The sequence below is a fragment of the Brucepastera parasyntrophica genome (assembly GCF_022376835.1).
Classification (GTDB): Bacteria; Spirochaetota; Spirochaetia; order Treponematales; family Treponemataceae; genus Brucepastera; species Brucepastera parasyntrophica.
This window is the reverse complement of record NZ_CP084606.1, coordinates 825,605-840,186: the sequence shown is the minus strand read 5'-3', so window position 1 is coordinate 840,186 and position 14,582 is coordinate 825,605. Positions and strand designations below refer to the sequence as shown.

At 46.3% G+C, this 14,582-nt stretch carries 9 protein-coding genes, 1 tRNA gene and 2 pseudogenes; 9 read left to right on the top strand and 3 right to left on the bottom strand.

Annotation, left to right across the window (positions count from 1 at the left end; all coding sequences use genetic code 11):
• The first annotated feature begins 281 nt into the window (after positions 1-281).
• From ispE to lepA, 9 genes and pseudogenes are all read left to right on the top strand, one after another.
• Positions 282-1,178 carry a 4-(cytidine 5'-diphospho)-2-C-methyl-D-erythritol kinase gene (gene ispE / locus K7I13_RS04080; RefSeq protein ID WP_255948191.1) on the top strand — a complete coding sequence of 299 codons (897 nt, stop codon included), beginning with the start codon at positions 282-284 and terminating at the stop codon, positions 1,176-1,178.
• Positions 1,179-1,210: 32 nt separating this feature from the next.
• Complete coding sequence (gene spoVG, locus K7I13_RS04075; protein ID WP_255948189.1) at positions 1,211-1,501, top strand: septation regulator SpoVG; 291 nt, start codon at positions 1,211-1,213, stop codon at positions 1,499-1,501.
• Between the two features lie 71 nt (positions 1,502-1,572).
• Positions 1,573-1,645 (top strand) — tRNA-Gln (locus tag K7I13_RS04070).
• A gap of 276 nt (positions 1,646-1,921) precedes the next feature.
• Positions 1,922-2,512: a 50S ribosomal protein L25 gene (locus K7I13_RS04065; RefSeq protein ID WP_255948187.1), complete on the top strand. Its 591-nt coding sequence runs from the start codon at positions 1,922-1,924 to the stop codon at positions 2,510-2,512.
• 63 nt (positions 2,513-2,575) lie between these two features.
• Complete coding sequence (gene tilS / locus K7I13_RS04060) at positions 2,576-3,931, top strand: tRNA lysidine(34) synthetase TilS (protein WP_255948185.1); 1,356 nt, start codon at positions 2,576-2,578, stop codon at positions 3,929-3,931.
• A 9-nt stretch (positions 3,932-3,940) separates the two neighbouring features.
• Positions 3,941-5,850: pseudogene (ftsH, locus tag K7I13_RS04055) on the top strand (ATP-dependent zinc metalloprotease FtsH).
• Positions 5,851-6,001: 151 nt separating this feature from the next.
• Positions 6,002-7,819 (top strand): tetratricopeptide repeat protein, encoded by a 1,818-nt coding sequence (locus K7I13_RS04050; RefSeq protein WP_255948183.1) that lies wholly within the window; start codon positions 6,002-6,004, stop codon positions 7,817-7,819.
• Positions 7,819-9,527, top strand: a pseudogene (locus tag K7I13_RS04045) (S1C family serine protease). Before K7I13_RS04050 ends, K7I13_RS04045 begins: the two are co-directional and overlap by 1 nt.
• 13 nt (positions 9,528-9,540) lie before the next feature.
• A complete protein-coding gene (gene lepA / locus K7I13_RS04035; RefSeq protein ID WP_255948177.1) occupies positions 9,541-11,346 on the top strand; it encodes a translation elongation factor 4 in 1,806 nt (601 codons plus the stop codon).
• 328 nt (positions 11,347-11,674) lie between these two features.
• Here lepA and K7I13_RS04030 read toward each other — a convergent pair whose 3' ends face one another.
• Genes K7I13_RS04030 through K7I13_RS04020 form a run of 3 tightly spaced genes read right to left on the bottom strand, consistent with a single transcriptional unit; the run spans position 11,675 to position 14,482 of the window.
• Complete coding sequence (locus tag K7I13_RS04030) at positions 11,675-12,319, bottom strand: 6-hydroxymethylpterin diphosphokinase MptE-like protein (RefSeq protein WP_439647475.1); 645 nt, start codon at positions 12,317-12,319, stop codon at positions 11,675-11,677.
• A complete protein-coding gene (locus K7I13_RS04025) occupies positions 12,250-13,014 on the bottom strand; it encodes a motility associated factor glycosyltransferase family protein (RefSeq protein WP_255948174.1) in 765 nt (254 codons plus the stop codon). The genes K7I13_RS04030 and K7I13_RS04025 overlap by 70 nt, the downstream gene beginning before the upstream one ends.
• 1 nt (position 13,015) lies before the next feature.
• Positions 13,016-14,482, bottom strand: coding sequence for a SurA N-terminal domain-containing protein (locus K7I13_RS04020; protein ID WP_255948173.1), 1,467 nt, complete (start codon positions 14,480-14,482; stop codon positions 13,016-13,018).
• Positions 14,483-14,582: the final 100 nt, after the last annotated feature.

Genomic DNA, 14,582 nt, shown 5'->3' with positions numbered 1-14,582 from the left:
GTCAACTATCTATTCACGAAATTTGAGTTTTTTCGTGTATTTTCCGGTTTAAAAACTGAAAATCTTCCGGAATATGCGGACCTTAATTTTCCGGCTGTTTCCGGTCCGGTCAAAAGGCTGTCAATAAAGCTCGTATACACGCCGCTGTTTTAAAATGAACCTCATGCTTTGACAAAATCCGTAATATTAGTATAATTCCTGAACCGGGAATGGCAAAACCTGTACCAGGGCGGTAAAAGCCCTCCGGTATTCCGGCTGCCGCCCATCGGAAAGCTGGCTGAATGGCATATAAAAAAACGGTGCGTATTTCCGCGCCCTGCAAACTGAACCTTCACCTGAGAGTTCTGGACAAGCGCGCGGACGGTTACCATGATATAGAAAGCATTTTTCAGCTTGTTTCGCTCGCTGATGAGCTTGAGCTTTCACTTACCGGTTCTCCGGGAGAATGTACTGTTATTTCTCCGGAAATGGCGCTGCCGCCCGATAACACGATATCAAAGGCTGTTTCCGAATTCAGATATGTTACGGGGATACGGGACGGTCTTTCGGTTGTCATAAGGAAGCGTATTCCCTCGGGCGCCGGACTGGGCGGAGGTTCATCCGACGCTGCCGCCGTGCTGCGGGCGCTTGATCTGCTGTTTGGTACGGACCTTGACCGGTCATGCATGCTTGATATGGCCGCAAAAATCGGGAGTGATGTTCCGTTTTTTTTATCCGGGGCCGCAGGAATTGTTGAGGGGAGAGGAGAAAAAATCATTTCCATCCCTTCACGGACCGATATTGCCGGGCTTTTGGTTTGGCCCGCTGTCCACAGTTCCACAGCGGCCGCCTATCGTCTGCTGGATGAATGGCAGAAGGAGGGCGGCGAGAAGGGGATTGACTGGCCGTTGCCGGGAGAGCTTGAAAAGCTGTATAACAGGCCTGTTTCGGAATGGCCTTTCAGGAACAGCTTTACGGCGCCGCTTTCAAGGCAACAGCCGGTAATCGGGGAGATTCGGGATGCTCTTTTGAACGCCGGAGCCCAGTTTTCGGACATGACAGGTTCGGGATCCGCTGTTTTTGGTCTTTTTGAAAACAGGCATTGTGCAAAAAAAGCACAGGAACATTTGTTCCCGTGTTATAAAAATTTATACGGAATTTCTTTTGCTTGCGTCCTTCAAAATGCGGTAGTACAATAGAATTGTGTTCTACTGCAAAAGGGGGGTAAGATATGGAGATAACAGATATCCGTATCAGGAAGGTGACAACAGAAGGCAAGTTGAAGGCATATGTGACCGTTACATTCGATAATTGTTTTGTTATTCATAACGTAAAAATTATCGAGGGTAAAACCGGGATGTTCATTGCCATGCCTAGCCGGAAAATTCGTACCGGTGAATATAAAGATGTCGCCCATCCTATTTGTCCTGATTTCCGAACAAGACTTCAGGACAACATTCTGGCCGAATACGCGGCCGGACATATTGAAGATTCCGTTGCCGCGGAGCCGATTGATATGTAAGTGTGCCTTGGTCCGGTAACTATTACACGGAAAGCACTGTTACTGTCCCGGAAAACGGCAAAAAACGTTTTTGGGACGTCGGCAAGTGGTAAGCCAACGGTTTTTGGTGCCGTCATTCCGCAGGTTCGAATCCTGCCGTCCCAGCTATGAGTATTACGGGGTATACCCGTATTTTCTCTGAAAATCGGTGGATCAGAGATTCGCCGGAGTGTTTTGTTTAAAAAATAAAACACTTGAATTTGCTTCTGCTCAGATCCCGGGCGTGTCCAATAAGTTTGTTGCTTATCGTCCACGCCTTGCGTTTTCTCCCGTTTCAGCGGTACGAAAATGCTGCACTTAAGAAGCTGTCCGAACAAGTATTTCATACTTTTCGAACAGCCCCGGGGAAGGGGCGATGCATATCCAAGGAGGCCATGAGGTATGGCACAGAAAACTATTAACGCGAAAACCCGGACTGAAGTCGGGAAGGGAGCCGCAAAGCGGCTGCGCAAGTCGGGAAGGATGCCCGGCGTTCTGTATGACGGAACAGGAAAATCAGTACTTATTGATATTGATTTTAAAGACTTTTCACAGCTTTTTCATTCAATAACGGAAAGCACCCTTATTGATGTCAAACTGGATGATTCGGTTAATAAAGTCGTCTTTGTTAAAGACGCGCAGTATGACATTATTACCGATTCGGTAAAACATGTTGATTTTTATGAGGTTGATCCTTCCAAAAAACTGCGGACAAAAATCCATATAAAACTTTCCGGATCGCCCGAGGGCATCCGTGTCGGCGGTGTTCTTGAAACCGGTATTTCGGAAGTTGAAGTCGAATGTCTTCCCCGTGACTTACCCGAGCGGATTGTTGTTGATGTAGGAGGCCTGGGCCTTAATCATTCAATTCATGTTAAAGACTTGCAGCTTGGAACCGGTGTAAAAATCCTGACCGATCCGGACATAACCATAGCTGTTCTCAAATACACAAAAGCTGGTATTCCTGCGGAAGGGGAATCTTCCGGAGCATAAAAAAAACATCTGTTTTTTGAAAAGGGTCCCTTCCAGGGACTCTTTTTTTGGTATACTTGATATATGAGCCTTTCGGCGGAAGAAAAATTCAGATTTTCTCTTGAAAATTTTCTCAAAACGGTTAAGGGAAACCTTTCGCAGGACACTGTCGCTCCGCCGCATATCCTTGCCGCGGTTTCTGGAGGGGCGGATTCCATTTTTCTGCTGCATATGCTGCACCGGTTTATGCCAGAATACGGATATATCCTTTCGGCAATAACAGTTAATCATCTCCTCCGCCCTGAAGCGGAAAGCAGCGGAGATGCGGAATTTACCGAAAATATCTGTGCAGGCCTCATACCTCCGGTACCCTGCTTCCGGGTTGATTTTGATGAGGGATATGTTTTGTCTGTTGCGGCGGACCGGAAAAAAGGCATTGAGGAAGCTGCCCGTTTTCTGCGGTACCGTGAATTTGACCGCGCCGCTGACGCATGCGGCGCCGGCCTTATAATGACCGGCCATAATAAAAATGACCAGCTTGAAACCGTTTTAATGCGTTTTTTTCAGGGAGGAGGGGCTTCTTCCCTGTCCGGAATTGCCGGCCGCCGCGGGCGGTATGTGAGGCCGCTTTTAAACATAACCCGCGGAGAAATCATCGGCTGGCTTAATACCTCCGGTTTATTATGGCGGGAAGACGCCAGTAATGCCGATACCCTGTACCTGAGAAACAGAATCCGGCGGCAGCTTGTGCCGCTTCTTGATGAAATCCTGCCCGGATGGCAAAGAGGCGTTCTCGCCGCTTCCGAAAAGGCGGGAATGGATGACGCCGTATGCAATTCCCTTATTACTGCGGAATGGAGCAGGCAAAAGGACTCTGTTTTCTGCGGCGCTTCTTCCTTTTTATCAATGCCTGAGGCCCTGCGGCTGAGGTTTTTGCAGAGGGGACTTTCCGAATTAGGTGTCCCGCACCGTGTTCCGTCAGGATTTTTACTGCGGGCTGCCCGCTCTCCGGAGAGATTTCCGCCGGAAAGCGACTTTCTTATTTCCGGATCGAAACTGAAATTTTACAGACAGGGAAATTCCTTTTTTTTGAAAACTGATATTGTACAGAATAGTAAAAGCGGGTATCTTGTATATATTACATCGGCCGGCAATTATACGCTGCCATTCGGGAACATAACTGTTTCCGGAGAAAAAGACGCGTTCTTTTTTGATGCCTGTTTTGGCCCCTTTCCTCTTCCGCTGATTATCCGGTCACGGATGGGAGGAGATAATCTCCGGACAGCAGAGGGAAAGAAAAAGAAATTGAAAAAATTAATGAATGACTGGAATATACATGACGATGACCGGGAAATAATTCCTGTTATTGAATATAATGGAGAAATTCTTGCGGTTTACGGCAAGCCTCTCGGATATCCGGACTGGTACATTAAAAACTGAGGTTGGAAAATGGCGCAAAATGATCGTGAAAACATACCGGATTCTCCAAAACAATCCTCAACAGGCCGTTTTGGTTTTATTTTTTTTATTATTATTGTTATTGTATTTGTTTACTTTATTTTTTCAGGAAACGATTCGAGGAAACGGCTTGAAATGCCGTATAATGAATTTCTTTCACGCGTAGAACTCGGACAGATTGATTCAATACGGATCATCGGCCAACAGGAAATCCGGGGCAGCTACCGTGATGCGCTTAAGGGCGAAGGTCTCTTTATAACAACTATCCCCTATGAGGACCCACAGCTTATTCCTCTTTTAAAGGAATATAATGTACGTGTCACCGGAGAACCCGCACGTGTTTCGGGCTGGTATATTTTGATGCAGGCAGTTGTGCCTGTCATACTGATTGTTTTTCTGATTATAATGATCCGGCAGTCTCAGGGGCAGGGCAATAAGGCCATGCAGTTCGGAAGGAGCCAGGCCCACCGGTATGAAAAAAACAGCAAGCGGATAACGTTTGCCGATGTCGCCGGCCAGAATGAAGCGAAAAATGAATTGCAGGAAGTTGTCGAGTTTCTTAAAAAACCCCAGAAATTCGTAAAAATGGGAGCGAAGATACCAAAGGGTGTTTTACTGGTCGGAATGCCTGGAACCGGCAAGACCCTTCTTGCCAAGGCTGTTGCCGGAGAGGCCGGAGTCGCTTTCTTTAGTATATCAGGAAGTGATTTTGTCGAAATGTTTGTTGGCGTCGGTGCAAGCCGCGTCCGTGATCTTTTTGAGCAGGGCAGAAAAAACGCTCCCTGTATTATTTTCATTGATGAACTTGACGCTGTAGGCCGGACCCGAGGCGCCGGATACGGCGGCGGACATGACGAGCGGGAACAAACCCTGAATCAAATGCTTGTTGAAATGGACGGATTTGAAACAAAAGATGGGGTTATTATTCTGGCCGCAACTAACCGTCCTGATGTTCTTGATCCCGCCCTTTTGCGGCCGGGCCGGTTTGACCGGCAGGTGGTGGTGGCTATGCCTGATATAAAAGAACGCGAGGCTATTCTGCAGATTCACTCGGCTAAAATTCCCCTTGCGAGTTCCGTCGACCTGTCCCGGTTTGCCCGGGCTACACCGGGTATGAGCGGCGCAGATCTTGCGAATCTTGTGAATGAGGCTGCCCTGCTTGCCGCCAGGAATGACAAGCAGAAAGTTGATACAGACGATTTTGAAGAATCCCGGGATAAGATCCTTATGGGGGTCGCGCGCAAGTCGCTTGTTCTTCCGGAAAAGGAAAGGGAAATGACCGCTGTGCATGAGTCGGGCCATGCCCTTTTGCATTATTATCTTAAAAACGCTGATCCGCTTCATAAAGTAACAATTATTCCCAGGGCGGGGCGCTTGGACTTGCCGTTTCTCTTCCTGAAAATGATTCCTATTCCCGTACACGCGGCTGGCTGATGGACAGAATCTGCATTTGTTACGGCGGATATGCCGCTGAAATGCTTATATACGGTGAGACAACAACCGGCACAAAAGGCGATCTCAAACAGGCCACAGAGATTGCCCGCCGGATGGTTTGTGAATACGGAATGACACAGGAACCGGGCGCTATTGCATTCGGACAGGAAGATGAGCCGATTTTTCTCGGCAAGGAAATTGCCCGCCATAAAGATTATTCCGAGGAAACAGCAAAAGTTATTGATAAGGCGATAAGAGCAATCCTCGAGGAAAACCTTTTGCAGGCCCAGAAAATCGTAAAAGAACACAGACATGAACTTGAATTATTAACCGAAGCCCTGCTTGACCGTGAAACGCTTGATGACGCTGAAATACGTGTTTTGCTTGGCTTGCCGCCCCTGACATCTGAAGCCGCCGTTGCGCCGGACTCTTTGTCTGTTGTTGCACCCGAAGATTCGGAGGCATAACCGAAGTGGGGAAAAAACTGTGAAAAAGACAGGAAGTTACTTTTGGGGCATTTTGTTTTTTTTCCTTTGTATTTTTTGCTTCCCCGCATTTGCCGATGCAAATACTTCTGCCGCGGTCCGCTCTCTGGATCGGGCAATTCGGCTTCTTTCTTTGAGTAAATGGGACCTTGCTTCAAATGAAGCCCGTACCGGAGCTTCCTTTGATCCCCGGCTTGCGGATTTTTCTTATGTTGAAGCTTTATGCCTTACTGCCATAGGAGCTGCACGTGCGGATATTCTCGAACAGCTTGAACTTTCATTAAACCCGGATCTTTTCTGGCGGCGGTATAACAACAATGACGCGGTAAGATTGACTGCCCGTCTCTACGCTGAAACATGCCGTTATGACGAGGCTCTGGCTTTGCTGGATTCCATAACCGACATGCCGACAGCCGACGCGGATTATATACGGATTTTCTCTCTGTATGGAGCAGGCCGTATTTCGGAAGCTAGGGACGCCGCCGTTTTTGCTCTGGACCGCTGGCCTTTTGACTGCCGGTTTCCCCGTATAGTTCTCCAGCGGGAAAACAGTACCGGCGAAGATGCTTCTGCCAGTGAGTTGACAGCACTTGTTCTTTCCAGACTCCATATCTGGGAAAAACTGGACAGGGAACTTTTTCTGTATGCGGTCCGTTTTGAACCCGACCCGAAAAACCGCGAACGTTACATTCGTATGTACCGGGGAATGGGGAATTCTGATTTGAATAATTCCGCGCAGAGATTGCTCCAGCTCTCCTGCATAATTGCGCTTGAAAACGGCACGCTTACTGAAAAGGAAGCTATCGATGAGCTTTTTTCCTATGAAAATGACGGAATAGAAATAAGCAATCTTGTTGCATTGAGCAGTTTGACAGGTTCCCGGGAAAACAGGGAGTATCTCGCTTCCCTGCTGGATAATTATTCCGGTATCCTCATTGATGATACAAACAATGACGGAATAACGGATACCTTTATCAGCTATGAACTCGGCCGTCCGAAACAGGTTGTATTTGATCCAGACCAGGATGGGTACCCTGATTATACAGTCAACTGCGATTATGGGACGCCGGTTGAAATAACGTTACGGAATAAAGAGGTTTTAATTTCATATGATCTGTATCCTGTTATTGAATCGGTAAAAAATACACCGCGCGAATATATCCTGAATCCCGGAGCCTTTTCCTGGAACCCGGTAAGCTGGACCAGGATTGAGGAACTGCTGCCTGAAATCACTTTTTATATTTTCCGCCTCTCGGAACAGCATGCCTTTCCGGGCGAAGAAGAAATAATACAACGTTCTGCTTTTTATCTTGAAACGGAAAAGGCTTCTCCCGATTCTGAACTCCGCGTTGTACTGGAAAAAGGCATGCCTGTTCTTTCTGAGTTCAGGGAAACCGGGATGCTTGTTTCCTGGACGAGTTTTGCAAATGGAATGCCTGTCCTCACAAAAGAAGACAGAAATAATGACGGTTATTTTGAAACAACAATTATATTTAACAGGGACGGTTCAATTTCTTCTATTCAGATAGACCAGAATGCGAACCGGATAAATGAATATGAAGAGTTTTATTATCCGGACGGGTCCTTCAGCATTCACTGGGATACAGATGAAGACGGCACCGCGGATATTATCTGGAGGAAAGACGCGCTGGGCCGTGAGCAGACTGAATGGGTCCATCCTTCGACCGGACTTCCTGTTGTTGTTACTGTTGAAAACGGCATCCCTGTTTCAGTCTTGTCCGGGTCCTCATATTTCCCGGTGGTGAAAGATCCGAAGGAACATCTCTGGTGGCTGGGAAATATACCTGAAAATTCATCTGATTTATCAAAAAAATTGATAGATTTTTTTAACCGAAGTGCCGCAAGTGTTGTTTCAATAACAGTAAAAATAGATGAAAAAATAGTTTATGCTGTTAGTACCGGCGGATTTTTATATGCGGAGATTTTTTAATGCTTAAGGGTAAAAAAAAGGTTTTTTTCATAATCCTGGGGATAAGCTGTTTTTTAGCAGTTTTCTTATCAGGATGTAAAACAACTAAAGAAGTTGAAACTGTTGTCGACTATTCCGATGAGCGCAGTCTTTTATATGCAATTGATCAGGTAAAAAAAATCATGGAAAAAGATCCGGTCAGGGCTCTCTGGCGCGCCCGGATTTTATTTGATAATGCAACAAATAACCGGCATATGGTTGAATCGCTTTACTCTGATGCAGCCATACGCACCGCCGATGAATTCAAAACAATGATTTCAGCGGAAAAATGGAATGATGCCCTCCGCATTTACCGGTCTCTTTCGGTTTTGTCCATGGCGCCCGGAGACTGGTCGGAAGAAAAAATAATTGAAACACGCCTCCGGACTTGGGAAGAGGAAGGGAAAACAACCCTCGCAAATTTGGGTACAGTCCAGAAATCGACGCCTGAAGATGAGGCTCCTTCCCCCAGGATTGTTGCAAACATGATACAGGGAACTGTCACGGTTTGGGTAGACAGAGGCGTGAGAGTGCAGTCGGGCGTAGGCTATGCCGACAGGGTTATCGGCTCCGGCTTCTTTATTGATAAAAGCGGATATATAGTAACGAATTATCATGTTATCGCGAGCGAAGTGGATCCGAAATATGAAGGGTATTCGCGGTTGTATATAAAACTTGCGTCTGATTCTGACACCCGTATTCCTGCGCGCGTAATCGGCTGGGATCCTGTCTTTGATCTCGCGCTCCTGAAAACGGAAATAGAGCCTTCTGTTGTATTTCAGTTGGGAAGTTCGGAATCCCTTGTTGTCGGAACCAGGATTTATGCGATCGGTTCTCCTGCGGGGCTGGAACAAACCCTGACATCAGGTATTGTTTCCGCACAAAAGCGGCGTCTGATTTCCCTTGGAGATATTCTGCAGATCGATGCGCCGATCAATCAGGGAAATTCCGGCGGTCCTATTGTTGATGAAGCCGGACGGGTTCAGGCCATTGTTTTTGCCGGCATAGAATCTTTTGAGGGTTTGAATTTTGCCATCCCGGTTGAATATCTGAAAATCATCCTGCCCGATTTATACGCAGGCGGGGAAGTCTCGCACCCATGGGTAGGCGCTTACGGTAAAACAGTTGCCCTGCCCGGATCTTCCGCGCCGGCCGGAGTCGGCCTCTTTTATGCGGTTCCCGGGGAACCCTCTTCCGTCAGCGGGATTCCGGAAAATGCGGTAATAACTTCAATGAACGGAATACAGGTCAATACGCTTGAAGACTTGCAGTATCAGCTTATCCGGCAAATTCCGGGCTCGATAGTCCGCCTGTCCGGTATTGCAGGAGAGAGCGAAAGCGGCGAACCCCAGACACGTGATTGGTATGTGTACCTTTCAAACCGCCCTGAAGTTCCGGGAAAACTAATTTTTGACCGTGATATCAAAAGCCGTGCACTGTATCCCTTTTTCGGCATGAAACTTGAAAAGGTCGGAAGGTTCAATAAATATGTGGTAACCCAGATAATCAAGGGAGCATAGCAGACGAATCCAGTTTTTCGGAAATGGATGTTGTTGAAATACAGAATATAACTGTTGATCCTGATAACGGTATTGTTATACTCCAGGTATATGCAAAGCGCAGAAAAAAAGGTTATATGGATTCATTTTACGGTATGGGCGCATCGCTGGACAGTCCTTCATTTTTCTAATATAGTTGCCTCTATGACTGACCCTGCTTATATCCGCAATTTCTGTATTGTTGCACATATTGATCATGGAAAATCCACACTCGCTGACCGGCTTATTGAAAAAGCTAAAGTAGTTGATTCCCGGAATATCCGTTCGCAGATGACTGATAATATGGACATAGAACGTGAACGCGGCATCACTATAAAAAGCCAGGCTGTAACCATTCCCTATACATCAAAAAACGGAAAACAGTATCAGCTGAATTTTGTTGATACTCCGGGCCATGTTGATTTTACCTATGAGGTGTCGAGGGCTATCGCCTCCTGCGAGGGGGCTTTGCTTATTATTGACGCCGCCCAGGGTGTTGAATCCCAGACCCTTTCAAATATGTATCTGGCACTGGAACATAATCTGGAAATTCTTCCTGTTATTAATAAAATAGATTTACCGGCGGCGGATATTCCTGCTACTCTTCATCAGATAGAACATGATCTCGGTCTTGACCCTGATATAGCGGTGCCTGTTTCCGCAAAACTGGGAACGGGAATTGATGAATTGTTTGAAGCTATTATCGAACGGATTCCGGCGCCGTCCGGAAATTCCGATGATAAACTTCAGGCGCTTATTTTTGACTGCCATTATGATCCTTACCGGGGCGTTATAGTTCATATCCGTGTTTTTTCGGGCAGAATAAAGCCGGGGCAGACAATCCGGTTTATGAATTCCGAAACTGAATATAAGGTTGAGGAAACGGGAATTTTTATTTTAAAACTGATCCCTTCGGAAGAACTTACAGCCGGAAGTGTCGGATATATAATTGCCGGAATTAAAACAATCCAGGATGTCAGAGTGGGGGATACCCTTACAAACGCCGCTGATCCCTGTGATAAACCTCTGCCCGGATTTAAAGAAGTCAAACCTGTTGTATTTTCTTCGATTTATCCCATGGACTCCAATGATTATGAAGAGCTGAAGGAATCCATCGAAAAGCTCCGTCTGAATGATGCCAGTTTAACCTGGGAAAAGGATTCTTCCATTGCCCTGGGCCACGGGTTCCGCTGCGGTTTTTTGGGGCTCCTCCATCTTGAAGTAGTCCAGGAGCGGCTTGAACGTGAATTCGACCAGTCGGTTATTTTTACGGCGCCTTCTGTCGCGTACCGAATTACCATGCGGAACGGCACAACAGTTCTCTGCGATAATCCGACCGACTACCCGGACGAAGGGAAGATCGAAAGCGCTGAAGAACCTTATATCCGGGCAAGCATAATTACCCCCAGTACGTATCTCGGAAATATAATTACGCTCTGTATTGAAAAACGCGGGATCCAGACAAATCTCCAGTATCTTGATGAAAAAAGGGTAGAGGTAATTTATGAGATGCCTCTGGCCGAGGTCCTCTTTGATTTTTACGACCGCCTGAAAAGCGTGAGCCGCGGATATGCTTCGTTTGACTATGATGTTATCGGATTTAAACCGACCGAACTCGTAAAGATAGATATTCTGATTAACGGCAAACCTGTTGATGCGTTGTCCCAGCTTGCGTATAAGGGAAACGCGTATCAGAAAGCCAGACATATCTGCGAACAGTTGAAAGAAGAAATTACACGCCAGCAATTTAAAATAGCGATACAGGGTGCCATCGGCAGCCAGGTTATTGCCCGTGAAACCGTTAATCCGCTCCGCAAGGACGTACTTGCCAAATGTTATGGCGGGGATATTACCAGAAAAAGAAAACTGCTTGAAAAGCAGAAAGAAGGAAAAAAACGCATGAAGATGGTAGGGGATGTCGAACTGCCCCAGTCTGCCTTCCTTGCTGTTCTGAAAACAAAGGAAAACTGATTTTTCTTTTAACCGGTCCGGGCGTGGTTCAGTGTTTTCAGAAAAAACTCAAGCTCGGCCCGGATTCTTTTTAAAAAAGACGAATCAGTTGACCATCCCCTGTATGCGTCAGGAAAGTGCAGATACAGATAATCCGTCTGTTTTCCCAGAATATCAAGTCTTCTGTCCGCATCACTGCCCGTGATTTTCCCCGTAAGAATATCCCGAAGCTCATTTAAACTCGCGGCTTCCTGTCCGATAAAAGCGGATACCGCGCCGGTTTCCTTTTGTGCATAGTGAAGAAAACTGATATCCCCGGTACTATTTTCTTTTACGGAACTTTCTTTTATTATTTTTCCGCCTCTTCTTCAGTTATGGCGGGTACTTCAAGTTGCAGTCCTTCCCGGCGTATATCAAAAATCCTGTTCGAATTGCTGAACGCAACACTCAGCAGACGCGCGTAATCAGAGAGGGCCGGATTTGTGAAAACAGGATTTCCTGTTTTTCCATCCGTAATGAATACTCCAGGAACGCCGAGCTGTGAAGGCATCGCCGCCGGTTCCAGACGGCCGGCTCCGTACAGTATTTCCCGGGAAGCCGGTGCGCCCTTGCTGTGGGTGAATGCTTTTCCCCAGGAAAAATCGAGTCCGGTGAAAAAAACAGGAAGACTATCCTGCGTTATTCTTAGCGCAAGATAAAGGGCCGTAAGTCCAACGGAACCGAGCGGCGGAATAAGGGGAACGGAAGTTTCCAGGTCTATAAACCGGTCAAGAAATGAGGCTTTTGTATATTCGGTACAGAAAAAACACACAGGTCCGCCGGTAACAGCAACTGCCCCGGGAAATGAAGTCATATCAGCGAAAACAGGAATTCCGGAATTCCGGAGTCCGATAAATGCCCTTTCTATCCAGAATTGGGATTCCACTACAACAACCGCATCCGGCCGGATACCCGCGTCCTGCATTGAAAGAAGCGCGGTATCAACCGCGAGCAGAAAAATATCCGCCCGGTTTTTTTTATAAATGATATCGACAAATCAAGTGAAGGTCCCGCTCCGGCAACGAGTACCGGTTTTGCGGATTGCTTTTCAGGAAACCTGAAGGTATAGGGCAGCAGAGCTGAATTCCTGAAAAAATTCCGCGCATAATTTCTTCCCAGATTTATGAGCGTAATTCTGTTCTTCCATATACGGGATATGTACTCATCTACGGCCGCCACGATCTGCCCGTAGAAATCAGGAAAAAGGGAAGCTCCTCCAGAGAAATCAATGCGTACGCAGCGTCTGAAAACCTTTGCATTGTATGATTCCATTTCCGCAAGAAGCCTGGCAATTGTCTGCGCGTAAACCAGTCTGAATGATGGATGCGCAAGAATATCCGGCGGTATGAGCTGTTCTTCGAAGCTGAACAAAGCGCTATCATGTTCTATAGCGAGAACAAAACTGTCCGGAGGAAGATTACTGAGAAGTTCTTCCAGGCCATATCCCAGAACAGGAGATATACACAGGAACAATGTTTCGGGTTTCAGGGAAAGATCATGAATGGCTGAAAGAATGCTTTTTGAAGGATCGTATTTTGAATATAAAAAACGGTTTTTATATGATACGGAAAATCCTTTTCCCGTATCATATAAGGCCGGAAACTCCCCGGCGGAACCTTCTGACCTGAATGCCCTACCAGAACCGTTCACCTCAGAAATTCATAAAATAAGTATAATATGTATCCCAGAAATTATCTTCAAGGTTTTTGCTGGTCATGATTGATTCGGTAAGAACCTCCTCTTCCCAGTTTGAAACATAATACCGGTATGAACTCGGAAGCATTTCGAGAATTTGGGTGTCAGCGGCAATTTCTTCCGCAATATGCAGGACAAGGACATTATTGCCGAGGAGAACAGGCTCTGAAATCTCTCCGGAACTGAGAGAAAAAGCCGTTCTGAAGAAGCTGACATTATTCACTGCCGCATTGAGTTCCGGGTTTGAGCTGACAGGTATCTGGGTCAGCAATTCATTGTTTCCATAGTTTATGCTGAATGCCGAGGTTGTCTTTTTGCTGAGATTATCCATCTGGCAGGCTCTGTCAAAGCCATATGAAACGGCGTTCTGAACAAAGCCGGAAGCTTTTTCAACAAAATAATCTTCAATCAATCCGCGCTCGAATGACTTCATATATTCGGCCACAGCTGAAATAACTTCATTGCTTTCAAAATCGGGAAGAACCCGTTCGGCATTATTCCGGACAATGGCATATTCCATGTCGGTTTTTATCACCGGGCTTATTTCGGAAATTCCCAGATTCAGTACGGTGTCAAGGTTTTTGGCATCCACGAAAAGTGAATTCAGATTGCTCCTGAAGGAGTTTCCCAGTTTTCCTGAGGGATCCGAACTGCTGTTTGTTGAATACAGGGATACCGCGTCATCAAAGCTTATTTCATCCTTCGCGATCTTTGCGGCAATCTTTTTTGCCTCGGATTCCGAATCCACTGTAATAATCGAAAGATCGAATTTTTCAAACAGCTCGGAATTATTCTGCCCATACAGTATTATTTCAGCCTCAGGATAGGCCGATACATCAAAACTTACATAATTGAAACTTCTTTCGGGACCGTACATCATTTTGAGCAGATCAGTTTCTTTTCCCGATGTTTTCAGTCCGTACATATTATTTTCGGAGCCGAACACATCTTCAACATATCTCAGCGCGGTCATTTCTTCCGTCATAACAGCTCGCCGCGAAGACCTTGTGACTTCCGGGGTCGCGTTAAAAATCCGTGAAGAATACTTGCCGTTTTCATCAAGATAATACTGGACAAGATTTTTATCGACCTGGCTTTTCGGGACTGTATATCCAGCTTTTTCCACTTCCTCAAGGATAGCAAGCCGGATCACTGCCGACCTGAACGAGGTCTGCATAATCTGGTAATAGGCAAACTGGTTGAGTTCCTGCCCGGAATTCTGCCACCTGTTGCTCATTTCCTGTATCTGGCGGACGAAAAAACTGTCCTGCACAAACTCGACGGGTTTTCCGTTCCATTTGCCGAAAGTAATTGCTTTTTGCGAACTGGCGCCTCCGAAGGCGGGGATAAAAACAAAAGAAATAACAGCGAGCACAAGGACAAGAACTGCCCCGGCGAATATTAATGTTTTCTTAATAGCCATATAAAAAGTCCTTTTTTACCGCAAAATAAATTCAAAATAGGATACCACGCATAAAAATCTCTGTCAATGTAAAGAAATACCCCGCGAAAAATACAGTTTT

Bases quoted from the DNA above. Each gene is read 5' to 3' on its own strand.
- tilS (WP_255948185.1), top strand. From the start codon at position 2,576: ATGAGCCTTTCGGCGGAAGAAAAATTCAGATTTTCTCTTGAAAATTTT.
- K7I13_RS04065 (WP_255948187.1), top strand. From the start codon at position 1,922: ATGGCACAGAAAACTATTAACGCGAAAACCCGGACTGAAGTCGGGAAG.
- lepA (WP_255948177.1), top strand. From the start codon at position 9,541: ATGACTGACCCTGCTTATATCCGCAATTTCTGTATTGTTGCACATATT.
- K7I13_RS04020 (WP_255948173.1), bottom strand. From the start codon at position 14,482: ATGGCTATTAAGAAAACATTAATATTCGCCGGGGCAGTTCTTGTCCTT.
- spoVG (WP_255948189.1), top strand. From the start codon at position 1,211: ATGGAGATAACAGATATCCGTATCAGGAAGGTGACAACAGAAGGCAAG.
- ispE (WP_255948191.1), top strand. From the start codon at position 282: ATGGCATATAAAAAAACGGTGCGTATTTCCGCGCCCTGCAAACTGAAC.